This window comes from Moorena sp. SIO4E2 (assembly GCF_010671945.1).
GTDB classification, from domain to species: domain Bacteria; phylum Cyanobacteriota; class Cyanobacteriia; order Cyanobacteriales; family Coleofasciculaceae; genus Moorena; species Moorena producens.
This window is the reverse complement of record NZ_JAAHIE010000025.1, coordinates 9,054-35,522: the sequence shown is the minus strand read 5'-3', so window position 1 is coordinate 35,522 and position 26,469 is coordinate 9,054. Positions and strand designations below refer to the sequence as shown.

19 protein-coding genes and 1 pseudogene are annotated in these 26,469 nt (G+C 44.5%); 12 read left to right on the top strand and 8 right to left on the bottom strand.

Translation table 11 applies throughout. From position 1 onward, the window contains the following. Positions 1 to 463: 463 nt before the first annotated feature. The 3 genes from hypA to F6K37_RS05315 all read right to left on the bottom strand — a co-directional run bounded on the left by hypA (position 464) and on the right by F6K37_RS05315 (position 3,865). Complete coding sequence (hypA, locus tag F6K37_RS05325; RefSeq protein ID WP_287248705.1) at positions 464 to 844, bottom strand: hydrogenase maturation nickel metallochaperone HypA; 381 nt, start codon at positions 842 to 844, stop codon at positions 464 to 466. A gap of 15 nt (positions 845 to 859) precedes the next feature. Continuing rightward, positions 860 to 2,062, bottom strand: a complete 1,203-nt coding sequence (gene speB / locus F6K37_RS05320; RefSeq protein WP_287248703.1) for an agmatinase — start codon at positions 2,060 to 2,062, stop codon at positions 860 to 862. Positions 2,063 to 2,887: 825 nt separating this feature from the next. Then, positions 2,888 to 3,865: a 2-hydroxyacid dehydrogenase gene (locus tag F6K37_RS05315; protein ID WP_287248701.1), complete on the bottom strand. Its 978-nt coding sequence runs from the start codon at positions 3,863 to 3,865 to the stop codon at positions 2,888 to 2,890. A gap of 135 nt (positions 3,866 to 4,000) precedes the next feature. On the opposite strand from F6K37_RS05315, the pseudogene F6K37_RS05310 reads away from it, so the two are divergent. Beyond that, a pseudogene (locus tag F6K37_RS05310) lies at positions 4,001 to 4,264 on the top strand (ATP-binding cassette domain-containing protein); the annotation flags it as partial. 383 nt (positions 4,265 to 4,647) lie between these two features. Here the strand turns inward: F6K37_RS05310 and F6K37_RS05305 are convergent. Further along, positions 4,648 to 5,850, bottom strand: coding sequence for an aminotransferase class V-fold PLP-dependent enzyme (locus tag F6K37_RS05305; protein ID WP_008191495.1), 1,203 nt, complete (start codon positions 5,848 to 5,850; stop codon positions 4,648 to 4,650). Between the two features lie 532 nt (positions 5,851 to 6,382). Between F6K37_RS05305 and F6K37_RS05300 the strand changes: the two genes are divergently transcribed. After that, positions 6,383 to 6,745: a response regulator transcription factor gene (locus F6K37_RS05300; protein WP_008191493.1), complete on the top strand. Its 363-nt coding sequence runs from the start codon at positions 6,383 to 6,385 to the stop codon at positions 6,743 to 6,745. A gap of 440 nt (positions 6,746 to 7,185) precedes the next feature. Next, complete coding sequence (locus F6K37_RS05295; protein WP_287248696.1) at positions 7,186 to 10,146, top strand: methyl-accepting chemotaxis protein; 2,961 nt, start codon at positions 7,186 to 7,188, stop codon at positions 10,144 to 10,146. 66 nt (positions 10,147 to 10,212) lie between these two features. Here the strand turns inward: F6K37_RS05295 and trxA are convergent, their stop codons facing one another. Continuing rightward, complete coding sequence (gene trxA, locus F6K37_RS05290; protein WP_008191489.1) at positions 10,213 to 10,536, bottom strand: thioredoxin; 324 nt, start codon at positions 10,534 to 10,536, stop codon at positions 10,213 to 10,215. A gap of 408 nt (positions 10,537 to 10,944) precedes the next feature. On the opposite strand from trxA, the gene F6K37_RS05285 reads away from it, so the two are divergent. After that, positions 10,945 to 11,118, top strand: coding sequence for a hypothetical protein (locus tag F6K37_RS05285; protein ID WP_287248693.1), 174 nt, complete (start codon positions 10,945 to 10,947; stop codon positions 11,116 to 11,118). Between the two features lie 624 nt (positions 11,119 to 11,742). On the opposite strand, the gene F6K37_RS05280 is transcribed toward F6K37_RS05285, so the two are convergent. The 3 genes from F6K37_RS05280 to F6K37_RS05270 all read right to left on the bottom strand — a co-directional run bounded on the left by F6K37_RS05280 (position 11,743) and on the right by F6K37_RS05270 (position 16,061). Further along, positions 11,743 to 12,906, bottom strand: coding sequence for a GuaB3 family IMP dehydrogenase-related protein (locus F6K37_RS05280; RefSeq protein WP_008191485.1), 1,164 nt, complete (start codon positions 12,904 to 12,906; stop codon positions 11,743 to 11,745). 228 nt (positions 12,907 to 13,134) lie between these two features. Beyond that, positions 13,135 to 15,240 (bottom strand): flotillin family protein, encoded by a 2,106-nt coding sequence (locus F6K37_RS05275; protein WP_287248690.1) that lies wholly within the window; start codon positions 15,238 to 15,240, stop codon positions 13,135 to 13,137. 116 nt (positions 15,241 to 15,356) lie between these two features. Beyond that, positions 15,357 to 16,061: an OB-fold-containig protein gene (locus F6K37_RS05270; RefSeq protein ID WP_008191480.1), complete on the bottom strand. Its 705-nt coding sequence runs from the start codon at positions 16,059 to 16,061 to the stop codon at positions 15,357 to 15,359. Between the two features lie 333 nt (positions 16,062 to 16,394). On the opposite strand from F6K37_RS05270, the gene F6K37_RS05265 reads away from it, so the two are divergent. The 8 genes from F6K37_RS05265 to F6K37_RS05230 form a co-directional block, all read left to right on the top strand. Further along, on the top strand, positions 16,395 to 16,625 hold the full coding sequence (locus F6K37_RS05265) for a hypothetical protein (RefSeq protein ID WP_131826843.1): 231 nt from the start codon (positions 16,395 to 16,397) through the stop codon (positions 16,623 to 16,625). Positions 16,626 to 17,204: 579 nt separating this feature from the next. Beyond that, entirely contained in the window at positions 17,205 to 17,684 is a 480-nt protein-coding gene (locus F6K37_RS05260; RefSeq protein ID WP_008191475.1) for an IS607 family transposase, read from the top strand. A 56-nt stretch (positions 17,685 to 17,740) separates the two neighbouring features. After that, positions 17,741 to 18,889 (top strand): RNA-guided endonuclease InsQ/TnpB family protein, encoded by a 1,149-nt coding sequence (locus F6K37_RS05255; RefSeq protein WP_008191473.1) that lies wholly within the window; start codon positions 17,741 to 17,743, stop codon positions 18,887 to 18,889. Between the two features lie 154 nt (positions 18,890 to 19,043). After that, positions 19,044 to 19,313 carry a DDE transposase gene (locus F6K37_RS05250; protein WP_008191471.1) on the top strand — a complete coding sequence of 90 codons (270 nt, stop codon included), beginning with the start codon at positions 19,044 to 19,046 and terminating at the stop codon, positions 19,311 to 19,313. A 123-nt stretch (positions 19,314 to 19,436) separates the two neighbouring features. Continuing rightward, entirely contained in the window at positions 19,437 to 21,071 is a 1,635-nt protein-coding gene (locus F6K37_RS05245) for an amidase family protein (protein ID WP_287248684.1), read from the top strand. A gap of 720 nt (positions 21,072 to 21,791) precedes the next feature. After that, positions 21,792 to 22,673 carry an SDH family Clp fold serine proteinase gene (locus F6K37_RS05240; protein ID WP_287248683.1) on the top strand — a complete coding sequence of 294 codons (882 nt, stop codon included), beginning with the start codon at positions 21,792 to 21,794 and terminating at the stop codon, positions 22,671 to 22,673. 538 nt (positions 22,674 to 23,211) lie between these two features. Continuing rightward, the gene (locus F6K37_RS05235; RefSeq protein ID WP_287248681.1) at positions 23,212 to 25,812 is read left to right on the top strand and encodes an endonuclease MutS2; all 2,601 of its coding nucleotides are present in this window, start codon (positions 23,212 to 23,214) and stop codon (positions 25,810 to 25,812) included. A 247-nt stretch (positions 25,813 to 26,059) separates the two neighbouring features. Next, positions 26,060 to 26,469: DUF3038 domain-containing protein (locus F6K37_RS05230; protein ID WP_287248679.1), on the top strand; the 410-nt coding region annotated here is incomplete at its 3' end.

Sequence of the window (26,469 nt, the reverse complement as noted above, 5' to 3'; positions counted from 1 at the left end):
TTCCTGAACTACTGCTGACTTTTTCAGCTGGTCACCCACCAGGAGGTATTGACTCAAACTATTACTCTGACTAATTTGTCAGTTTTACTGAGATCTAGTCTACCGTACTTTTAAAAGAGCCGCACCCAAATTAATTACACATTGTTAAAAACTCAAAACCTTACACTGTAAGGGTTACAGAGATTGGGAATAGGTAATTAATTTTGTTTAGGTGCTTAAAATGATCTAAATTCATACTTCAATATCTTGATTAAGCACCTAAACAAAATACTTTATTATCTACCCATAATAAAAGTCATGTACCTCAAATTATGGTTTTTTTATACTTTTTCAAAAGTTAGTAATAAATACCAAAAAGCGATCGCTTACAGCTCCTAGCGATCGCTTTTTGATTACCCTTCTAATCATTATTGGGGTAATTCATAAATCAATCTAATCGAGCAGGTTAATTTCCAGAGCTGCATCAAAGCTGTGGTATATCGGCTTCAACAGCAGAGCCACAGTATTCAAGTCGGTCAATCTTTAATTCTCGCCCAGAGCGGATGTCTTCCATCGGTGATTTACATTCAGGGCAAGCATATTGACTATCAATCTCAGGCCGATAGTCTTGTTGACACTGATGGCAAAAGGCAATTAAGGGGGTTTCCTGAATCACCAGTTTTGCACCAGACAAAAAGGTGTTGGAAATTTGAGCTTTAAAGGCGAATTCCAAACTCACAGGTTCGACACCAGTGAACTGGCCTACTGTCAGATGGACGCAGGAAATTTTGGGTCGCTCTGGCTGTGCTTGCCACCAATTGCGCAAGGTCACAATTAGTGCCTTGGTCATGTCAGTTTCATGCATTGTTAAAATCCACCTTCAAGTCCACTCTACTAATTCCGGCTGCGCTTCTGGATGAATGTAGGAGGGTTTTTCCTGGCGCGGCAGTTGACCGGATAGCACTAGGTGCCCCATTGTGTCACAGATGACGCGAGTTGCCATCAGGGCAGTGATGTCGCTGATGTCATAGGGCGGTGAGACTTCCACTACTTCCAAACCGCAAACAGGAGCCTGCTGAACTATCTTGCCCAGTAGATACAGAGCTTCCCGGGGGAGCAGTCCGCCCGGTTCGGGCCAGCCTGTACCAGGAACAAAACCAGCATCGATACAGTCAATATCGAAGCTGATATAAATGCAGTCGGTACCGTCTAGTGCCCGTTCGAGGGCAAACTCTACCGCTGCATCCAATCCCATTTCAGTGATATCGGTTACTGTCAGGATATTACTTGCCCGCTCCCGACAAACTTTGACTCCCTGGCGAGGTACTTGCCAACCGCCAATGCCCAATTGCACTAAGTTCTTGGCTGGAGCATTCCTCATGTTAGTTGCATGAAACCAAGGGCAGGTGTGCATCCGCTCATCCAGGTCAGTTTCCTGGGTATCTACATGGCGATCAAAGTGGATAATCCCAACTTTCTTGTCCCCTAAGTGCCGACAAATACCCCGAACGGTAGGAAATCCGATGGAATGATCCCCTCCCAAAATGATGGGAAACGCTCCAGAGCTGAAGATGTGAGCAATGCCCTTAGAAATTTGGTCAAATGACTTTTCGTTGTTGGCTGGAATTGTAAAAATATCTCCCACGTCACAGAGAGTAATTTGCTCTCGTAGGTCAATCCCCAACTCAAAGTTGTAAGGGGTGTACAAAGCAGAAATGCGGCGAATGCCTTGGGGACCAAAGCGGGTTCCAGGGCGATAGGTGGTTCCCGAGTCGTGGGGAACCCCAACAATGGCCACATCGTATGCCTCAACCTGGCGAACATCTTCGAGATAGGGCGCTTTGAGGAAGGTATTGATCCCAGCGTAGTGAGGTAGTTCACCCCGCGAAAAGGTGGGAATGGTGCGATCGCTAATACTCTCTGCCGCTTCCAGCCCGTATTCGAGCCCCTTTGACACCTCCTGCTGCCATCCCGTCAATGGTAGTTGAGCTTCACGCTCCAGGGCACGTTCCGCCTCAGAAGAATTTGAACTGTTACTGCCTGGGCTTTCAAACAAGGGGTTTTCAGAAGAATTTTCAGTCATTTGCACTCCCGAGAAGTTTTCAAAACATCTTAATCAGCGATTTATAGCGTACATTCCGCAGGTTGGAGATGAAAGCTATGGTATTTTTTAACAAAACTTGCTATCCGGGATGGATAGCGAGACGATAACCTACGACGATTCGTGATATAATAAAGTTGGTCGATGACCCGCCTGACTGACTAAAAGGCTACCTTAAAGGTGTAAAAGTACTAGCAGAGCTCAGGGAAGAGACTTGCCCCGGCTGGTTAGCCATAGATGCTGTAATTCCAAGGTGAGTCTGTCGTAACACTATACATCTGCGGAAGGCGGATGTCTGCCTGTGGACGCTGAGTAAGACCAATTCTAGCGCGGCTTTTTGAGGCGTCGGCGGATGAAGCGGGAAACCCTTTTGACGAATAAGACCGTCCCTGATTTGAGTTGAGAATTGGAAGCCCCAACCGAGAGCGTTGCAGGTTGGGGTACTTCACACTTCTCACCGATAGGTTCTGAAATGATAAACCTACAGATTTCTTGGGAGCATCCCAATTTGGCAAATCCATGGCTCAAACTAACGAGAGTACTAGGGTTTAAAAACATAATTGAAAGTGTTATGGGCAAAAATGGGATGCTCCCGATTTCTTTTACTTGAGTTCGATCTCAGGGAGTTGGCTAAAAGCTAGGGCATGTCTGCTTGGGTCTAAAAACCCTTGGTGTAGCGATGCAGGGGAGCCAAGGGAGGCAGGGGAAGTAGGGGAAGCAATGATAAATTACCACTGTCTTACACCCTACTTTTCTTGATCGAGTAGTTTGCAGACAAATCCTAGAACTGAAGGAAACTGATTTAATCTAATAAACTTGTGGATTCACACAATAGGGTAATCGTTTACCCAAAAGTCCAGCAATAAGATTATTCACCGCCATCGTAGCCATTTGCGATCGCGTTTGGTACGTTGCACTACCAATGTGAGGAGTAATGATCAGATTATCCAAGGTCAACAAAGGACTATCCATAGGAATAGGTTCTGGTTTAGTTACGTCCAGAGCAGCCCCAGCGATTTGACCATTCCTCAGAGCTTGGTACAATGCTTCTGGATCTACGATTGCTCCTCGTGCGGTGTTGATCAAGATCCCTGAGGATTTCATCAGCTCAAACTGGGGAGTACTAAATAGATGGTAGGTTTCTTCAGACAGAGCAGTGTGAATGGTAATAAAGTCTGATTGCCTTAGCAACACGTCGAATTCAGCATACTTTACACCAAGGGATTGTTCTAATTCTGAGTCCCGTCGATGCCGACTGTAATAAAGAATTTCCATATCAAACCCTCGCCCACGACGAGCAACAGCTTGACCAATGCGTCCAAACCCAACAATTCCTAAAGTAGCACCGGTGATGTTTGGTCCTAACAATAAAGTAGGTTCCCAAGTCTGCCAATCACCAGCACGTACAAATTTATCTGCTTCAATCACTCGCCGTGCTGTTGCCATTAGTAACATCCAGGCTAAGTCAGCTGTAGCCTCAGTCAGCACACCAGGAGTATGACCAATGGGGATACCCCGGATGGTGGCAGCAGAGATATCAATGTTGTCGTAACCTACTGCTAATTGGCTGATTACCTTGAGGGATGGTGCAGCTTCGATGATTTGCTTGTCAATGGAATCTGTGAGTAGGCACAGTAAGCCATCGATTTCTTTGACTTTGTTCAGCAATACCTCGTAGGGAGGCGGTTGACGCTCTGGCCAGATTTCCACATTGGCGATTTGGTGGAGTTGTTCGAGTCTGGTATCAGGAAGGCGGCGAGTTATCAAGACTTTGGGTTGAGACATGGGGTGGGTCAGTGCTGAGTAGTTTAGTACTTAGTATTGAGTAGTTTAGTGTAGAAAGGCAAATATAAAGGTATTGTAGTGGGTGATACTCTAGCATAGTGATTCCCTTTAGTTAGACCTGGCTGATTGCATTTTCGCCTCGAACAGGCTGCTTATTATTTAGATGTGGTTGGGCTGTCTGGGTTTGCTAAGTCCTATCCAAAAGAATTATCTGGGGGCATGAAACAACGGGTTGCGATCGCAAGATCTCTAGCTTGTCATCCTAAGATCCTGCTGATGGATGAACCCTTTGGCGCACTGGATATACAAAATAAGGAAACCATGCAACAGTTTCTACTCCAGATTTGGCAGCGAACGGGTTGCACTATATTAATGATTACCCATGATGTAGAAGAGGCTAATTATCCTGACATGATATTAACGGTTGACAGCGATGCAGCGCGGTCTTGGGGAGGCAGCGCGGTCTTGGGGAGGCAGCGCCGCCAAAGGGGGTTCCCCCCACTCGCTATTGCCGTGGTCTCCCCCACTCGCTATTGCCGTGGTTTCCCCCACTCGCTATTGCATCAAGACAGTGAACTATCAACCGTTAAGGGTCAATCGGTCAATCGTCAACGAAAAAAGACATCAACTAATACAAAACAAACCTAACTGCAAATGCGATCGCAAACACTAACCCCTCATTATTGAAAGTATGAAATGTGTGTGAATCGTAGGCCATGACTATCTAATGGGGTGCATCTTTCCTTAAACTTTGACTTAAGCTTTGACTTAAGCTTTTCTGATTAATTATCAGAACTAAACCCATCAATGGCCTCAATCAACCTATCAATTTCATCCGGCTGGGTGAAGTAGTGAACACAGGCACGGACACAGTCTGGGTCTCGGAGAGTTCGTAGCAAAAAGCCTTGCTGCTCCAGAAACTCTACTAAGGTGTTATGGCGCTTGCCATTAGTCAACACAAAGGACACCAGACCAGCTTTGGGAGGTAAAGTAGCCAAACAGCTGACTGCTTCTAATTTCGATAAGCCTTGCCATAGGTATTCACTCAATTGACAAATTTGGTGATAACGTTCCTCAGCAGTTCCCCATTGCTGATGAATTGCGATCGCACTACGTAATCCTCCATACAGGGGATAAGCCGAGGTAGCCACTTCAAATCTCTGTCCATCTGGTTGCCAATCCACAGGTTTCCCAGCTTTATCCAGAATAATCCCCCGCCAACCAATAAATGTAGGATTGAGGCTGCCCAAGGCATCTGGACTCACATAGAGACCTCCCACTCCTGCTGGGCCACACCACCACTTGTGACCGGTAAAGGCATAGAAATCTGCCCCCAGTTCGGTTAAGTTTAACGGCAAAGAACCTACTGACTGAGCTGCATCCACTAGAACCCTCACCAATTGGCTACTCTGATCGTAGTTGTGACACACATGAGTAATATCCTTGACTGGCAATACTTGACCGGTATTCCAAAGTAGATCACTCAATACCACCAATCGGGTCTGAGGTCGTAAGTATTGCTCAATAGTTTTAGTGGGGTCTCCCTGATTTAGAGTTGCCATAATTGGACAAGTAGATACCTCTACCTGATACCGACGGGAAATTTCCTGGGCAGTAGCGATAATGCTTTGGTGTTCACAATCACTCATCAGGATGTGATCACCCGGTTGCCAATCAATCCCCCACATCGCAATATTGCAGCCAACGGTAACATTTTCGGTTAGGGTGATGGTGTCTGCTGATGTCCCCAACTCTGATGCGATCGCACTTCTAGTTTTGTGGGATTCCTCGGTAACCCAGTCATTGACTTTACCAGAGAATGGGCCATAGCGCTGCAGATACTCATAGGCTTGTTGGATAGCATTTAGAGATGCCAGAGGCAGAGTCCCTTGGCCCCCAAAATTGAAATAGGCTTTGTGGGCTAATGCCGGAAATTGCTGTCGGTGGATTTCCCGTGGAGTTGCTGTAGGAGATATACCAGTCATGAGCATTTTAGTCATTCCCGTGGTATTTTATCTTATTAGCCCCGTGGACAAGCTAAAATTTTTTGGATATATTGAACTAAGACATATGTCTTAATTTAAACAGCGCAAATTTAGTGCATTTCTACAGCTCTGCTTGAGCTTGTCAAGTGCATATGTATAAAATTTAAGCAATTCCTCAGTTGACGGTAGCTAACACTAATCCGTTGGTCTTGGGGTTATTTTATTATGTATGCTCCAGTCAACTGACTCTACTACTGTCTTTGGATTAAGTCCATAGCAGTAAGCTAGAACCGGTCTAATTAGCCGTATTAATTATAAAACTTTTATAAAACTTTTATAAAAGTTTTATAAAAGTTTTATTTTTTACTAGGTCAATGAAAATCAAACTTGACTAAACTTGAAAAGTTTATTGAATTGAACGTTTTTTGTTGAGTTGACCCTATTGGACAGTCAACAGTCAATAGTAAACCAATAGTCAACAGTCAACAAGTTCATGATTAGATTATAGTGTTAAACACCAATTAATTGAACTATGAGTAAAGTTTTGATTGTTGAAGATAACCTGGCTCAGTTAGAGTTAATGGCTAGATACCTACGGGAAAGTGGTAACACAGTTATTTGTATTGCCGATGCTAAAGATGCTTTGGATAAGGCAGTAACGGAAAAACCTGATGTTATAGTTCTAGATATAGTTATGCCAGGAATGAGTGGCTTTGAGTTGTGCCGCAGCCTGAAGAACCATCGGGATACCACTAGCATTCCCATTGTTATTTGTTCTTCTAAAAATCAGGACATCGACCGTCTATGGGGTATGAAACAAGGGGCTGATGCCTATCTCACCAAACCTTTTTCTAAACAGCAGCTAGTGGACATTGTTAAGTTGGCTGTGGTTTGAGTCATCAGTTGATTCACATCATTTGATTCATAGGAGTCATAACACTAATTAGCCCCTAATAATTTATCTCTTTTAAGAGATAAAAGTAATAGATAAAAATCGATTTAATTTAAAGTAATTTATTTCTGTTATTATTGCGATTATTTTTTTTTTGTGGCTAGCGATATTACAGGCAACACAGTACTGTCATAAAAATTATAGCATTTATCATCAAATAGGTGAAGTACACAAGTTTTGGATTTTAGGGAACAGGGAACTTCGGATCAGGGCACAGGGTAAAAATAGGTGTCTGTACCTCATTAATATGAGCTCCGCTATAAAAAAAATAAAATTTATTCTATTTTATTGAAATCACAAAAAATTCAAATAAAAAAAATAATAAGATACTTATAATTTTTTTTATTTTTTTTTAATTAAACTAGTTGGATAGTTACTTAATAATGACAGGTAGACAATTGCGCCCCGTAATCAAGCCAACGACTACCCTCAGAATTTCTTATTCTCAACAAAGCAAAAAATCACGCCTACAATGGTTTTATAACTTACCAGTTAGGAGTAAGCAAATTGTTAGTTTGTTTTCCTCCGAAGTAATCTCTGTGGCTGCACTAATGGGTGTAGGAGCAATATTAATTATATTCGGAGGAAGAGCACAATTACGTGGACAATCTCAGTCAGAATTGGCTGTCACAGAAATCAACTACAACATTAAAATCAACCAAATGGGGTTTGGTTTCCGTGGTCAATCGGAAAATACTGCTATTATTGAAGCTGCTCTTGCCCATAGTAGAAATCAGTTATTGTCCAAGTCATTAAAGGGACAAGTTAAACAGATTCTCCAGAATGAAGTTAAGGCTCGCCAGATTGAATATGCCACTCTGGTGGACAAAGATTTACGAATTATTGTTAATGCTAATGCTGACCGGAAAGAAGAAAGGTTTGATCCCAATAACCTGGTTAGTCAAGTCCTCAAGCAGTCTCAGCAAATTACAGCCAATCAAATTGTAAGCTGGGAAGAATTAAAAAAAGAATCACCCCCTTTGCCTGAGGGGTTGATCAAGCAAGATGCCCTAAAGCAAGGTGCCCTAATTCGTTACACGGTCACACCAGTAAAAGACCGAAAAACTGACGAGGTGATTGGTGCTTTGGTTTCTGGGGATATTGTTAATGGCAAGGAACCGATTGTCAAGGAAACCCTGAAAACCTTTAACGGAGGCTACAGTGCTGTTTATTTGCGTCAGCCTTCGGGAGAATTTGCTTTAGTAACAGCCTTAGACCAAGGTAAAGCTGCCAATTTGGAGCAAGCCCAATCTGATCTTCCCTTACCTAACCAATCCCTACTTGAGAAAGCTGTTAATGTTGGTAAAGTGGGCGAGTTAGTTACCGACCGTCAGAAGGTAGGAGAGCAAACCTACACCATGGCAGCAAAAGCTCTAATGGATTCTCAGGGAGAACCGGTGGCAGTATTAGTCCGGGGGACTAGCGAATCTGACCTGAATGATTTTCTTACAGGTAGCCTACTGGTACAAGGGTCGATTGGGTTCTTGGCATTAGCAATAGATGTATTTTTGGCAATTCTGCTGGGGCGGTCTATTGCTGAACCGATTAAAAGGCTACACCAGACTACCCATAAATTTGCAGCAGGCGATCGCCAAACCCGTGCTGAGGTAATAGCTACTGATGAACTTGGTCAACTGGCAGATACCTTCAATAAACTTGCTGACAACATCGTATCTAAGGAAGAAGCTCTCGCTCAACAGGCTTTTCTGCAGCAAGCCATAGCGGAGCGCTCCCAGTTATTGGCTGAGTTTACCAGCCTTATTTATAAATCTGTGACATCAGAAAATATCCTCAGTACCTCAGTAGATGGAGTTCGCAGCATCTTGCAAACCGACCGGGTGGTGATCTATAGATTCAATGAAGGGTGGGATAGTGGAACAATCATGGCGGAATCCGTAGCACCTGGTTGGATTCAAGCCATGGGGAAATTTATCAATGACCCATTGCGGCCAGGGTCTGTGGATCGGTTCAGAAGCGGGCGAGTTTGGGTTTGCCATAACGTTTATGAAGCTAGCTTAACGGGCTGCCACTGTGAGATTCTCGAACGGCTACAGGTCAAAGCCAACATAGTTGCGCCCATTTTGCATGAGGAGGAACTGGTAGGTTTATTATGTGCTCACCAGTGTTCTGAGCCACGGGACTGGCAGCCAGAAGAGGCGGATTTATTAAAGCAATTGGCGATTCAGATTGGCTTTGCCCTCAACCAAGCTGATCTGTTTGAACAGTTACAACAAGCACGAGTAGACGCGGACTTAGCGCTAAAGAAAGCAGCATCAACCTCTGACCAAATCGAACAAGCACGCCGGGCGGCGGAGTTAAATGCTATTGAACAACGTCAGCAAAAAGAAGCACTCCAGCACCAAGTACTGGAACTTTTGTATAATGTGGAAAATGCTGCCAAGGGAGACCTCACAGTCCGGGCGGAAGTGGGTGAGGGGGAAATTGGTACAGTGGCGGACTTCTTCAATGCCCTGATTGAAAGTTTGCGGCAAATTGTGATCCAGGTCAAACTTGCCTCGACCCAAGTTAATACTGCTGTTGCTGCTGATGAACAGGCAGTGGGTGAATTAGCCCAGCAAGCCATCGAGCAGTCAGATAAGGTTACCAACACTCTAAGCTCTATTGAGCAGATGATGTACTCGATTGAAGCCGTCTCAAAAAATGCCCGCCAAGCAGCAGACGTTTCTCACATCGCCTCAAACGCTGCCCTTACTAGTGGGCAAGCCATGGATAGCACAGTTAAGACTATTGTAAATTTGCGAGAGACTGTAGTCAACACAGCAAAAAAAGTAAAGCTGCTAGGGGAATCTTCTCAGGAGATTGCTAAAGTAGTGGGGTTGGTACAGGAAATAGCCGTACAGACTAATTTACTGTCAGTCAATGCTGGGATTGAAGCGAGCCGTGCGGGAGAAGAGGGAGAAGGGTTTCGAGTGATTGCGGAACAAGTGGGTAGACTAGCAACCCAGTCAGCCAATGCCATCAAAGACATTGAACAGGTGATTGACACCATTCAGCAGGAAACCCAAGAGGTGGTCAAAGCCATGGAAGACGGAAAAAAACAAGTGGTTGATGGAACCCAAATGGTTTTCAAGGCTAAACAGAGCCTAGAAGAAATTGTTGCCGTCTCCCATGAGATTGACCAGTTAGTCCAATCTATTTCTAACGCCACAGTTTCCCAAGCCAAAACATCTCGGGACGTTACTGACTTAATACAGGAAATTGCTGCCACCTCCCGACAAACCTCTCATTCTTCTGGGGAAGTCTCTCAATCCCTACGAACAACTGTAGAGGTTGCCCAGAAGTTGCAGATGTCCGTTGGTCAATTTAAGATTGGTGACGAATAGCTGAGGAGCTGAGGAGGTGGGAAGCAATCTTTTACATTTCCCCTTTTGCCTACAAGCCTTTTGCCATTAGAGGTGCTTTTCGAGAGTATTCCCCAAGGTAGTTTTGGGGACTGCACCCACCACCATATCTACTCGTTGACCTCCCTTGAAAATCATCAACGTTGGTATGCTGCGGATACCATAATCACCTGCCACCTTAGGATTTTCGTCGGTGTTCAGCTTAACGACTTTCACCTGACCCTCGTACTGGTCTGCTATCTCATCTACAACCGGAGACACCATCCGACAGGGACCGCACCAAGGTGCCCAAAAATCTACCAATACTGGGATGTCGCTCTCAAGTACCTCTTTCTGAAAGCTGGAGTCTGTAACTGGGGCGGCTTTTGACATGCCTGGAAATCCTTGCGAATACTTTTGCTACGTACCTACGAAATTCTACCATAGTCACAACACCGATTAAATATCTTGGGCAAAAGTTGACACTCCCATGGGGCGGGAACAGCAGGTGACGCGGTTAGAAGTTACAGGTTGAAGGTTACAGGTTGAAGGTGACGCGGTTAGAAGTTACAGGTTGAAGGTTACAGGTTGAAGGTTACAGGTTACAGGTTACAGGTTATTAGGTTACAGGTTATTAGGTTACAGGTTATTAGGTTACAGGTTATTAGGTTACAGGTTATTAGGTTACAGGTTACAGGTGGCAGTTTGAAGGTTACAGGTTATCTTCTCAACTTTCAACCTTCAACCAGCTAACCTTGGCCTATTGGCCACGCTACGCGAACAACCTTCAACCAGCTAACCTTGGCCTATTGGCCACGCTACGCGAACAACCTTCAACCAGCTAACCTTGGCCTATTGGCCACGCTACGCGAACAACCTACCCTACAAGGGACGCCAAAGGCGAACAACCTTCAAAATGAGCCAAATAAGGAACCGCCCGAACTAGGTCCGGGCGGAGTGTGGTGTGAGGAGTGAACGGAAACATTTGTCTCCGCTTTTTCCATTGTATGTCACCGTTGATTTTTTTTCAGCAATTTCCAAGCCAGATACATTTAACCCAGCATTTCCGCCGCATCTGCAGAAGCCTTGTATAGCACATCATTAACTGATGGGGAGGTATCTCTCAAAGCTTTTGGGATTTTCCCAAAAGCGCTTGCCCAGAATCTGGGCATATTTGACATTTACTACAAAACAGATTTGATTAGCTGTCTGATGCTTCAATGTCATAGATTTATTTAATGATACCAGGTTTTCCGGCACTTTCTGAAAAAATCCTACCAGTCGAAAAATTTTGACGATTGGCGGTGAGCGTGATAAGTATATCTACTCATAGCTTGAACTATTGAGCTTGAACTATTGAGCTTGAACTATTGAGCTTGAACTATTGAGCTTGAACTATTGAGCTTGAACTATTGAGCTTGAACTATTGAGCTTGAACTATTGAGCTTGAACTATTGACAACAGTTGTTAGTGAACTTTAGAAAGCTGTAGAAAAGCTGATATATCTAATACCATAATATTTGGTAATTGTCAATGGTCAAGTTTCAATTTTAAATTGATGAACAACCAAGAATGATAAGTATTCAACTAGACACTATATTATTTACCCATACCCAACTGCTGAGCTTTCTGGTATACTTTTCCTTCTGTTAGCAGAGAGGGAGCAATCACTACTTCCACTTGTTGCATTTCCTTGAGGTTTTTTGCTCCGAGGGTTCCCATACTGGTTTTCAAGGCTCCCAAAAGGTTGTGGGTGCCATCATCCATTTGGGCTGGTCCAGTCAGAATTTGCTCAAGTGTGCCAGTGCTGCCCACTTTAATTCGTGTCCCACGGGGTAGCACGCTGGAAGGGGTTGCCATCCCCCAATGAAATCCTTGTCCGGGAGCTTCTTTGGCACGGGCGAAAGGAGAACCAATCATCACCCCATCAGCACCACAAGCAATACACTTACAGATGTCACCTCCTGTAATTAAACCGCCATCAGCAATCACTTGCACATAGTTACCGGTTTCGAGATAGTAGTCGTCACGGGCAGCAGCGCAATCTGCAACTGCTGTTGCCTGAGGTACACCGACACCCAAGACACCCCGAGAGGTACAAGCAGCACCAGGACCAATACCCACCAAGACAGCAGTTGCCCCAACTTTCATCAAATTGAGGGCAACGTCGTAGGTCACGCAATTCCCCAAAATTACTGGCATGGGCATATCCTGACAAAACTGTGCCAAATCCAGGGGATTGATGGACTCTGGTGACAGGTGAGCTGTAGAAACGACTGTTGCTTGAACAAACATTAAATCAGCACCAGCCTCTGCCACTACCTGACTATATTTACTGGCTCCAGCAGGGGTCAGACTCACAGCTGCAATAGCACCTTGGTCTTTGATTTCCCGAATTCGCTGGGTAATCAATTCTGGCTTAATCGGTGAACTATAAAGTTCCTGCATCAGGGGAACAAACTCAGAATTTCCCACCGAGGCAATGCGGTCTAGAATGGGTGATGGGTCAGAATAACGGGTTTGAATCCCTTCTAAGTTGAGAACCCCCATTGCCCCAATTTGGGACAACTTGACTGCCATGGACACATCAATCACCCCATCCATAGCGCTGGCGATAATAGGAATTTCTCGTTCAATACCGCCAATACGCCAGCGAGTATCAGCCAAACTGGGGTCGAGTGTCCGCTGTCCGGGAACAAGTGCAATTTCATCGATGCCGTAGGCTCTGCGAGCTATCTTACCTCGCCCAATTTGAATATCCACGCTGTTTTTCTTCCGAGATTATTTTAGCTAGGTTATCAAATTGGAGCGAAGATTGCTCGAACTATACAAAGAAACTATGAATTGTGAAGCATGAAGTATCAATTATGAATTCTTAATACTTCAGGTGCGCGCCCGTTCGCGCACCTTGAGGAGGGATCCAAGGGCGATTTACTCGCCCATTGGAAAGCCCACCTATAGCGAATTTAATTCGCCAAGGTCAAGCGCACCTTAGCCTTTCCCTGATTTCGGTTTCTTGATGCTTGGCTGGGTAAGGTGGTTTTTTTCGGTAAGGTTTGAGGTTGCTGCTGGCCGTGATGGGATGATATCCGTGGTCGGGGTTTTCTTATCCTTTGGTGTGATTGTGTTACTGGTGATTGTGCTACTGTTGTGAGTCATCATCTGGCGGATTTGACTAATCAACTCCCCTAGCTTGCCTTCCTCTAACAAACCATTAATCATTGATAAGCCACTGGTAGACAGTAGTAGTTTGTTGATGTCACCTACACTGCTAGCTCCGTTACCATTATTGCCATTGACACCGGGGAAGGAGTAAATCCGAGTATCTCCCAAAATTCCTGGCTGGGGAGCCAAGGCTTTGGCAATTTCTGGTAGTTGATTGGCTAACTCTGGCCATATGGTAGTGATGATTTTAGCAGTTAGCTGAGCATCGCTGATGGAATTTTCGGCTTCGATCAGGGATCGTTTACCTTCTGCCTCTGCCAAGGCTTTATCCCGATTTGCGTCTGCTAGGGTGCGGATCGACTCAGCTTCTAGTTCTGCTGCTTGTCTGGCTGCTTCAGCTTGACGAGACCGGCGGAATACATCGATTTCCACCACGTTTTGCTCACCAATCCGCCGTTGTTCGGCTTCTTGTTCAGCAGCAATCATAGAAAGGCGTTGTTGCCGTTCGGCCTCTTCTACTTCCTTAGCCGTGGCTACAGCGGCTTCAGCTTGAGCTCGTTCGGCTTCGGAATTGAAGCGATCGCGTTCTTTTTCAGAAATTGCGATCGCAGCGTCTTGTTGAGCAATTTTTGACTCTCGTTCTGCTTCTGCCAATTCTACCTGAGAATTAAGCAACGCAGCATCGACGGTTTTCTGACGAGTAACTTCAGCTACTTCTGCTTCCTGTTTTTGCAGGATTTGTGCCACCTTGAGGGCTTTATTCCGTTCTTCTAATTCAATATCTGCCTGAATTTTCTTAGCTTGGACTCCCAGCTGTTGTTGAATCTTTTCCTCTTCTAAGGTTTTCTGACGATTAATTTCTGCCAATTCAGCTTCTTGTTTTTGCAGGGTTTGTGCTACCTTAAGGGCTTTATTCCTTTCCTCTAGGGTGATATCGGCTTCAATTTGGCTTTGCTGCAAGGCCAGTAGTTTCCGAATTTCTTCCTCTTCTACAGACTTATTCTGTAAAATTTTAGTCCGCTGAATTGTGGCTGCTTCTGTGGCTTTAGCTTCTTCGATTTCCCGCTCACGCTGGGCTTTTAGGGCTTCAACCTCAAGCTTTTGACCCAGTTTCGCTTCTTCTTGTTCTTGGGCAATGCGTAGGGATTGCTTTTCAGCGTTGAGTTCTTTCTCTTCAATGGCAACTTTGGTATTTAGCTCAACTTCAGTTTTTTGCTGAATTGATTTTTGAATAGTTTCCGTGCGCAGACGTACTCCTTGGGCATCAAAGAAGTTATTCGTATCGTAGGTATCACTTTCTTCTATCTCAGAAATCGCGATATTATTGAGGGTTAATCCGACTTTTCTTAAGTCTTGCTGAATTAAATTCAACACTTCATCAGCAAATCCTAATTTATCGGAATCAATTTCTGCCAAATTCTTTTTCTTGGCTGCTGCTCTAATAGCATCATCCGCCCGTTTTTCGATAGCTTCTTTAATATCTTCGGGGGAAATTTTACCTTCACGAGATAGTCGTTGGGCAGCGGTAATCACATCGTCTTCATTGGCATTGATACAGACATAAAAGGTTACCCGCATATTAGCCCGCAGGTAATCTTGGGTCCGAACTGCTAGGTTACCGGTTCGCTCAACATCAATAGAAATTTCTCTGAGTGGGATACGGGTAAGTTCATGAAATCCTGGCAAAACCACACACCCGCCACTGAGAATAACCGTTTTCTTTTTGACAAAGACACCACCTGTCCGCAAAAATGCTTCGTTGTTGGGGGTGATGACATAAACTCTGGTGTAAGCCCAGATGCTTAATAGCAATAATACAATCAGACCTCCAATTACACCGGGGAAAAATAGAATTCCAGGAGGAAGCTGGGCTATAGATGACTGTACCGGAACAGTTTGCACTGTTGTTGTATTCATCGATGAGTTTGACATGGCTAAATCGATTTGCTGATAAATGGAGCTCTATATACTAATCAGGGAAAATCAGAAAATTTATGATAATCTTGACGAACTGATATACATCACAGCAGGTTGTGGGCCCTTGCTGACTAATAAGCATTGTCAAACCAGGCTTGCTGATCAGCACTATCTTTAAGCACTACGAGATAGTTATGATGGTGTCGGTCAATCACTAACACTTTGTTCCCCCGTTTAGGAGTAACTGTTGCCCAATTTGGTAAGGTGGCATTGACTGTAACTAAATTACGAGCTGGATCTAGGACATCGACTTGACCGATTTTGCCTTGGTTTTCCTTGGGAAGGGTGGCAGATGAAACTGTACCTTGACAGCCAATTAAGCGATCGCTACTGGTATCTTCTCCAAAGGAGGCGAAAATTTTTCCTATCGGTCGAGAGATGAATCCTCCGGTAACTAGGGTCAGGAACAATGACATTACTGATACCACCCCTGCCAAAAACCCAGTGGGAATACTGCCAGTAACACCACCAATCATGACATTGAACATCCAGCCGAAAAGTCCCAAAAGACTACAGTCTGTTGCCAAGAGTAAAATTAGGGGGGCTTTGCCGATACCTACCCATCCTAGAATTTCAATACCACCTAAATCATCATCGGCATCAGTATCTGTATCAGTACCGACATCCACATCTACATTGAGATCCACATCTAGATCTAGATCTGCATCTATATCAATGTCATCGTCTCCGCCACCAGAAACAATGACTAACAGAAACAGTAGAACTCCCATACCCAAAAAGATCCAGTAGGGGAGGTTGGCTAGGTTAAATAGCATGGGTGTATGCGATCGCGTTTTTTGAATGAATTGTTGCTCTATATATTCAGCCTAACGACTGGTTTCTTGGAAATCGGGAAAATGTATAGTATTTTTAATATTCTTGAAAGATTAACCTTAAGCCGATATTATGCACTTTAAAGTGTCACATTAACAATTAACTGAGAAAGGAATAGAAGGCTATCGCCGATCCGAGAATATCTAGCAAATACCCAGGAGTGCAACAACACTGGTTTGTGCTGGAAAGTCAGAAGCGCAAGGAGTCTGACCTCAAGCAACTGCAGAAGAAACTTAGCCATTGCAACACCCCACTGGCAAACCAAACTACAGAAATTGAGCGTGCAAGAGTTGGCCTGTGAGCCAGATGCATGGGCTGGTCTCGATCAATTTGAACAGCGCTTACCCTGGCATCGACTGGAGACCCGCACTGTGGTGTCGAAACCCCACTATCAGAAACGGGGCAAGCCCAAAGCTCGAACCCAACCGAACGACATCACCTATCACGTTCAAGCCCACGGCAGTCGCTCATGGCGGAAAACCCCAAGACCGCTTAGGTGCGCTTGACCCGTAATTAAATTCGCCACGGGTCGCACCTCTGCATCGCTTTAGAAATTTTATCTAGAAAATCTTGCCTTTTTTATTCATTATTTTCTCCATAGCCGTAAGTTTATTTTTTCGGATAAAAATAATTTTTAAGGCTTGCTTTATAGTGATATAAATAATTTTTTTTTCACAACTTTGCTATTTCGTTATTAAATTAACTGATTTTTTTAATATCAATAAATTAATAAAAATCCCTGATTTTCGGAGTTTATCTATTTTTATAACCCTCTTTTTACCTATAATTTTCTGTTGACTTTCTCTTTTTTAAGCAGATAATTGTATTTCGGCTAATTTCCAAGATATGACTAGCTTGAGTTTTTCCCATGGCATCGTCAATAGCACTCATGACTTTTGTTCTTAAATCGTAACTGTCAGAAACTAGGCTTTTATTAATTAATTAATAACCATTGACTTGATGACTAGTATGTCCTATTATTTGCTTCGACTGCTATAGGACGGAACAATTTGAGGGTTGGTAAACAGTAGTAAAAAGTTTAACAAAGTCTAACAATCTCTAGAATTATTTGTTAGACTTAAATAATGGCATTAGTACCAATCCGTAAGGCGGTCGAACTTACGGGACTCTCCAGGAACACCTTAAGGAAGTACGCAGACAATGGCACGATCAAATCTGAAAGAACCCCAAGCGGATACAGGCTCTTTGACACAGGTAGTCTCCAACGCCTTGGGAAAAGCCAAGGAATTCAACGGGCTACAATCTGTTACTGCCGAGTCAGTAGTAGCAAACAATTTGACGACCTTGCCAGACAAGTTGCCTACATGCACTCCCTCTTCCCGCAAGCAGAAATCATCCAGGACATCGGTTCAGGACTTAACTACAAACGCTTTGGTCTTAGAACCATACTGGAGCGACTTATGCGCTGTGATCAGCTCACGATTGTTGTTGCCTGTAGAGACAGACTTACCCGATTTGGGTTTGAACTCATTGAGTACTTGGTTAGAAGTTACCGTAAGAGTAGTGCAGCCTTTATAGTTGGTAAATTATGCAGCATAGGGTAAAGGTTTTGTAGTAAGGCTGCACTACTCTAAGGTTTCATCTCCGGTCAGTCTCAACGGTGGAAAAATCTTGGTTCTCGACCAACCTGAAAGTTGTCCAGAATCCGAGCTTACCGCAGATCTTCTCTGAATCATTCACGTCTTCTGTTGCCTTGTCCACGGACTCAGGAAGTACGGGTCAAAAATCAAAAAAGATCCGGATATTCCTGGATGCACAGCAGAGGGCGACTGTCCGTAAGTGGTTCGGAGTGTCCCGGTATGTTTTTAATAAAACCGTCAAAATACTGCAAAATGGCGAAATAAAAGCTAACTGGAAAGCCCTTAAAACCGGAATATTGCATGGTCTTCCTGAATGGTGCGGGACAGTGCCTTATCAGATTAAATCCATAGCGATTAAGGATGCTTGCACTGCTGTTAGGGAGGCGAAGAAAAAATCTAAGAAGACTGGGCAAATTAACCGAGTTCGATTTAGGTCTCGTAAGAATCCAGTTCAGTCTTGTTATATCCCGAAGTCAGCTGTCTCAGACAAAGGTGTTTATCACACAAAACTAGGTAGATTGACCTTTGCTGAGACAGTCCCCGATCAGATTGGGGACTGTCGATTAACTAGCACCAATGGGAACTACTACTTAACAGTTCCCCACAAGACAACTCAAATTAAGACCGAAAACCAAGGTATAGTAGTGGCTTTAGACCCCGGTGTTAGGACATTTTTGACCTTTTTTAGTGAGACTTCTGTTGGTAAGATTGGGAATGGTGACTTTTCTCGGGTTCAGCGACTTTGTTCCCATCTCGATTGCCTTTTGTCAAAAATAAGTAAAGCAAAAGGCAAGCAGAAATATCGGATGAGAAAAGCGGCCAGACGGATAGTCATCAAGATCAAAAATCTGATCAACGAATTACATCACAAAGCTGCCCGATTCCTAGTAGATAACTTTGATGTGATACTGCTTCCTACTTTTGAAACTTCTGAAATGTCCAAAAAAGGAAACAGAAAAATCAGATCTAAAACGGTTCGCAACTTACTATCATTTGCTCACTATCGTTTCAAAGAGTTTCTCAAGCATAAGGCTCAAGAGACAGGGAAGTTTGTAGTTGACGTCTGTGAAGCTTATACCAGTAAAACTGTTAGTTGGACTGGCGAATTAGTAAACATTGGCGGTAACAAGACTATTAAGTCAAGAATTGATGGTCAGGTAATGGATTGACCTTTGGTCACGCTTCGCGAACGGGACATCAATGGCGCGCGAGGAATTTTTCTTCGCGCTTTGGGAGATACCCCCTGGCTGAGAAATCAGCTTGCATTGGCGGGCTAAGATGTACTTTGGTAGATTTTGGTAGCTAAAAAGTATCGGTAAACGAGTGCTCGACAAAGTCAAACAGATGGGCAAGGCGGTCTCGCGGTTGTATCTGATTTGGGTTGATGGAGGCAATAGTTGTGAGCCTTTGATCATGTGGGTCATGGATTTGTGCGGTTGGATGGTACAATTCTTACTCCGACCCCAACAGACCAAAAGCTTCGTACTGCTTAAAAAGCGTTGGGTAGTGGAGCGCACTTTTGGTTGGCTGATGGGATGCTGTCGATATGGTCAGAGACTTATGAGTTATTGGCTCAAACATCAGAGACATTGATTTATCTGGCTATGATACGGATCATGGATCGCCGCTTGGCCTAAAATTTGACCTCTGATCACTTGTGAAACATCCTCTTAGTTCAATCAGTAATATTCTTGATGCGGCAATTTCAATTTATATATGAAACAAAAACTGACCTGGTGGCAAATAGCTAAACAAGGGCTGACTTATCTTTTCATGTTAGGTCTGAGTACTTTTCCCTCAGAGGCAGTCGCTGAGACCTTTCGTCTCAGGGAAGCAACAATCGCAGAGATTAACCAAGCTTTTGAGAAGAATGCACTCACTTCCGAACAATTAGTGCAACTTTATCTCAATCGTATTGAAGCCTATGACGATCAGGGACCGAAAATTAATGGGCTAATTTCTATCAATAACAATGCCCTTAAAGAAGCAAGGGAGTTAGACCAAGAACGCCAGCAGAAAGGACCGCGAAGTCCTTTACATGGCATCCCCATCATTCTGAAAGATAACTATGACACTACCGATTTACCCACAACAGGAGGATCGGTGCTGCTGGAAGGTTCCTTACCCCCCGATGATGCTTTTACTGTTAAGAAGTTGCGAGAGGCAGGAGCCATTATTCTTGGTAAAGCAAACATGAGTGAATTTGCTGAATCCTATGGTAGGCTAGGTTACAGTTCCCTTGGGGGACTGACACGCAATCCCTACAAATTAACTCGTGATCCTTCGGGTTCGAGTGGAGGCAGTGGGGCTGTAATTGCGGCAAATTTTGCTGTTTTAGCCACCGGAAGCGATACTTCAGGCTCAATTCGTGGCCCTGCAGCAGTAGCAGGTCTTGTCGGTATCAAACCCACTCAGGGACTGGTTAGTCGAGATGGTATTATCCCCCTAACCCTCTCCTTTGATAGTGCAGGCCCTATGGCTCGAACCGTGACAGATGCAGCGATCGCTTTGGGTGTAATGGCAGGGGTTGATCCCAATGATTACCGTACCCTGGAAAGTGTTGGGAAAACATATAAGGACTACACCCAGTTTCTCAATAAAAAAGCCCTAAAAGGGGCAAGAATTGGGGTGGCGATTGATTTTCGGGGTGGGAACCCTGAGGTAGATGCTGCAACTGATGCAGCAGTTGCTAAGCTGAGGGAATTAGGTGCAACAGTTGAGTCGGTGGATTTCTCTCCCAAATTGGAAAACCTCTGGCCTTTCATGGAAGAGGTAACAGAGGCTGAGTTTGAACCCCAGATCGATAGTTACCTAAAAAACCTCCAGCTTCCATTCCCTGACACCCTGAGGGAAATGTATTCGATGAGCTTATCTAACCCATTAGTCAATTCAGAACAGGCTCTCAATCCTGGTCGCGTCGGAGGGTTTGGAGAGTCTCTAAAGCATCCAGAACTGGCTGATACCGAATATCTTTATATTATCCATTTCGAGTTTCCCAGGGTTCGCCAGGAGATTTTATCGATTATGAGTGCCCAAAATCTCGACGCGATTATTTGGCCCACCATGACTTGTCCTGCCGGTCCGCTCTATAATATCGAGGATCCAACCTATCAATGTGCCTCAAATGACCCCTACATACCAGGGTACTTAGCCAATGTTTCTGGTTTTCCCGGCATTTCCGTGGCAATGGGCTTTACTGAGCAGGGATTACCCCTAGGACTGACTTTCTTTGGTAAGCCTTACAGTGAGCCTACCTTACTGGGATTCGCTTATGCTTATGAACAGGCAACCCAGTTTCGGCGACCTCCAACAACCACTCCTGCTTTGCCTGGTGAAAATTTTGACTATTAGTGGGTAACTGAGATTTTTTGGGTTCTAGACAAGTACAGACCAAATCACAAATAACTGAGTATCAAGGTACTACTAGTGCTGCTAATGAGCCAATCGGAACTATTTTAGATGGCCTAATTCAGCAATCTAGTAACAACCAATAAATCAATCGAAATCATTCACAAACCTCTACGAGTTATTGTAGGGGTTTTTCTAATCTCCTCTCCAACCTGCAGAATGTGGGTTTAAGCATTCAGCCACAAGACTTAAGATTTCTTGGGGATTGTCGGAATTACTAGGAAAATTCCGACAATCAACACTTTAATTAGTAGTGGAGCAAAAACAAAGCTTAGCAACAGGCAAATTATCACTATTAATAATGATGCCACTTTCAAGATTTCTTCTGTAGTGTTCAGAGAAAGGTAAGTAGCTACTGCGGCAATCACCAGACTGATTAGTAAGGGCATATACTCAAGGGTTGAGTCACTAAATACTTATCAGGGTTAACCCTTAACTTTTATGACTGAGGTTGGCTTTTTGTAACAAAACTTAACTTAAGTTAATGTACAGGAGTTTTGGCGTTGCTTAAACTACAGATGATAGGACTTAAAAACAGTCTGGGTTTCTATAGCAAAGCATGAGCCCACAACACTAAGCCAAAAAAACTAAAAATTAGCAATAAAGCATCCCTTCGCACGGGAAAACTAAAGGGTACAACTACTAGATACCTGTAAGTAAGCGATGAACTTTAGCTTTAACTTTTTTGATCTGTTCTGGATTTTTCTAATCATCTCGTCGTTGCAGCCCTTGTGGCAACGTCGCCAGATGCAATATAGACGTTTTCGAGCTTTGCAAGAATTCGAGGAGAACCGCAAAAGTCGGTTAATTTTACTGATTCACCGACAAGAGTCTATTAGCTTGTTTGGCATCCCTGTGTCCCGCTACATATCTATTGAAGATTCTGAACAAGTGCTCAGGGCAATCCGTCTAACTCCACCAGATGTTCCTATTGATCTTATTTTACATACTCCTGGGGGATTGGTGCTGGCTACAGAACAAATTGCTAGAGCTTTAATTCGTCATCCTTCTAAAGTTACTGTCTTTGTACCCCACTATGCCATGAGTGGTGGTACTATGTTAGCCCTAGCCTCTGATGAAATTGTGATGGATGCCAATGCTGTCCTTGGACCAGTTGACCCTCAACTAGGGAATACTGCTGCTAGCATTCTCAGAGTTGTGGAGCAAAAGCCCCTTGAGAGTATTGAGGATCAAACCTTGATGATGGCTGATTTGGCAGGTAAAGCCATTAAGCAGGTGCAACGTTTCGTGCGAACGTTGCTGCTAGACGATATCCCTAAGCAGAAGATTGACCCAGAACACATCGATAGAATTATTGACTTTCTTACTACTGGTCAAATCACCCATGACTGTCCGATTACTGTCGAGGAAGCCTCTGAACTAGGTCTACCTGTCACGGTTGGTCTACCTAAAGCTATCTATAAACTAATGGATTTGTACCCCCAACCTCAAGGTGGACGTCCATCGGTACAGTATATTCCTCTGCCCTATAAACCTACTCCTACGTTACCGGATACCACCAGCAGACCGTTATCGGACAAGTAGTAGAAATTTTTGATAATGGTGGAATGATGAGATAATCGGGTGAGGTGGATAAACTCAATTGCTCCACTCAGGACTCAGGACTCAGTAATCATTACTCGTACTGGGGCTAAAAACCTTAGGGAAGCCCTACCATACGATTAAACCATCTGAAGAAGGAGAATTTAGGATAAATCTGGCAGGGCATACATCAACTTATCCCAGCATATCCCAATTTGGTTTTTTTTTGTCTTTTTCAGATGGCAATTAGTAATTAGGTAAGCTATCAGTTATCAGCAATCAGCTAGGAGCAATCAGCAATCAGCCATCAGCCATCAGCCATCAGCATATGCGCTACGCGCACGCGTGCGCGTTCAGCAATCAGCTATTCCCATTAGCCGTAGGCCAGGCTAAGGGAACGAGACTTTTGAATAAAATAAGCTGACGGCTGACCGCTGACTTCTGAATACTTACGTAATTGGTAATTTGATCAATCTTAACTTTCCCAGTCCTAACCGAATTATAGGATAATACAATTGAGGTATGCGTTTGTCTCTGAGCCTTGATTCAATCTGAAACCTTAGAACTACTGGAATGGTCCCGCCTGTGCCAACACCTGGCTACCTTTGCGGCTACTAAGCTGGGAGCCTTTGCGGCTCGTTATCTCCACCCCCCAGCAACTCAACGGGAAAGCCTAGACCTGCTAGCCCAAACCAAAGAAGCCTACCAACTGGAAACTAGTTTAGACACAGGACTAACCTTTGACGGCATTCAAGATATTGGTGAATCTCTTGATAGAGCAGAGCTCCAAGGCATTTTGTCCGGTGAGGAACTATTAGCGATCGCAACAACCTTAGCTGGTGTGAGGCGTCTACGGCGGTTTATTGAAGACCAAGAGGATGTAGAAATTCTGAAGGAACTGGTGGCTGACAGCCGCACCTACCCAGAACTTGAACAAGAAATTCACCGTTGTATCGATGACCGAGGCGATGTAGCTGACCGGGCAACCCCGAAGCTGGCAGGGATTCGGACTCAGATGAAATCATTACGAGACCGAATTTATGAAATCCTCCAGGGGATTGTCCAGCGTAAAGGGGGCGCATTACAGCAACAGTTAATTACTCAACGGGGTGATCGGTTTGTACTCCCGGTTAAAGCTCCCCAGAAAGATGCTATTCCTGGTATTGTTCACGATACGTCTAGTACCGGTGCCACCCTATACGTGGAACCGAAGGCCATTGTTAGCTTAGGCAATCAACTGCGAACCCAGCGGCGGCAAGAACAAGTGGAAGCGGAAGCAGTACGTCGTGCCTTGAGTGAACAAGTAGCAGCAGTTAAGGCAGACTTGGAACGGTTGCTGGTTGTAGCAACTACCCTAGATTTAGCTACCGCTAAGGCAAGGTATAGTCTGTGGTTAGAAGCCAATCCCCCCAGATTCATTGACCGCAATCAGAATGAAAGCATTACTCTGCGGCAACTGCGCCATCCTCTACTGGTGTGGCAGCAAAAACATGAACAAGGCACATCAGTTGTTCCGATTGATGTCCAGATTCAGTCCTACATTCGGGTAGTTGCTATTACCGGTCCCAATACTGGCGGTAAAACCGTTACCTTGAAAACCTTTGGTTTAGCGGCACTGATGGCAAAAGCTGGTTTATTTGTGCCAGCAAGGGAACCAGTAGAACTGCCTTGGTTTGAGCAAATTCTGGCAGATATTGGGGATGAGCAGTCTATAGAACAGAGTTTATCCACTTTCTCGGGTCACATTCGTCGGATTAGTCGGATTATTGAGGCGATAACTACCCCAAAAGAAGAGTTGCAAGTTGGCAGGGAGTTGCAAGTTGGCAGGTTGAAGGTTGTTCGCGAAGCGTGGCCACAAGGCCAAGGTTTTCCAGACAACATTCAACCGGCTAACCTTGAACCAGATAACCTTGGCCAAAAGGCCACGCTACGCGAACAATCGGCCAACATTCAACCGGCCAACATTCAACCGGCCAACCTTAAACAACCTTCAACTCCTCGTGCGTCACTCGTACTATTAGATGAAGTAGGAGCAGGGACTGACCCGGCAGAAGGTAGTGCATTAGCGATCGCATTACTGAAATACCTGGCAAACACAACACAATTAACCATTGCGACTACCCATTATGGGGAACTCAAAGCACTAAAATATCAAGACGAGCGGTTTGAGAATGCCTCGGTGGAGTTTGATGATCAAACCCTGTCACCAACTTACCGTTTATTGTGGGGTATTCCCGGTCGCTCCAATGCCTTGAGCATTGCTAGACGCTTAGGGTTAAACCCATCGGTGGTGGATCAGGCTCAAACCCTTTTGGGGGGAGCTTCGGAAGATGTGAATCAGGTAATTGCGGGTTTAGAAGCTCAACGGCGCACTCAGGAAACTAAAGCCCAAGAGGCCAATCAGTTACTGCAACAAGCTGAATCTCTCCATCAGAAACTCTCTGAACGGGCAAAACTTTTGCAGGAGCGGGAACGGGAATTGAAGCTTTCCCAGGAACGGTCTGTGCAAGATGCGATCGCAGAAGCTAAGAAAGAAATTGCCCAAGTGATTCGCCAGTTGCAGCAAGGCTCCCAAACTGCTCAAAATGCCCAAAAAGCCACAAACGCTCTTAAGGAGATTGCCCAGCGTCAAATCCCAGCCGCACCGCCTCCTAAACCAAAACCAGGATTCCGTCCCAAAGTAGGCGATCGCATTCGCATTCCCCGATTGAATCAGACAGCTGAGATCCTCAGTGCCGCAGATAATGGGGAGCTAACGGTACGCTTTGGCTTAATGAAAATGACCGTTGCCCTAGCAGATGTGGAATCTTTGGATGGACAAAAACCCGAAAATGTGGTAAAAACTACATCAAAACCAGATCCTGCCCCAACTCTAGTCTCGCCGCCAGCTACGGCTGTGCGCACCTCAAAAAATACCATTGATATTCGAGGAAGTCGGGTAGCTAATGCAGAGATTGACATCGACCAAGCAATATCTAAGGCGATAGACTTTGGAGTACTCTGGATTATTCATGGCAAAGGAACTGGTCGATTAAGACAAGGTGTCCACGCTTTCTTGGAACAGCACCCTCTAGTGGAGCGTTTTAAGCTAGCCGAACAATCTGATGGTGGGACTGGTGTTACCGTTGCTTACCTTAAATAAGTTAACAGGTTAGCCGGTTAGCGGGTTAACAGGTTAGCCGGTTAACAGGTTAGCGGGTTAACAGGTTAGCGAGTTAGAATGCAATGCGTGAACATTCAACCTTCTAGCCTTCAACCTTCTAACCTTCAATCTTCTAACTTTAAACCAAAGCTTTAGCAGCAGGAAACATACCTTAATCTTTGGTAGTCCTGTTTCCAAACCTGTAACAGCGACGGGTAAACCGAATTTGCTTTACTAAACTAAAATTATGGTTTCCACTGTCAAGATGCCAAAATCACCTCCTGCTTGGGAGGATTTGCCTCTGAGTCAAGCCGCAGACTCAATCGATCTCGATAATATCAAAACCCAGCTAGATTTAGTCTTGCTTAGTCTAGAAGCTCTAGCAGGTATTGGTTCAGAGGAGATGCTGCAAGCTGCTGCTGAATTAAATTTAGACTCAATGATCACAGACCGAGTAGCATTGTGGCGTCTGCGTCAGTCTAATCCCCTGCGCAAAAGTTCAGGAGGCCGGAAAAAGCTGGATGTGGAGGAAGCGCGATCGCTAGTTTTAATCATCTGTCACTTGGCTAAAAACCATCAAGAATTGATCCGTCGTGCGGTGGCTTTACTCGAACAAATGACACAACAAAACAGTGAACCTCATCGTGCTGCTTTATT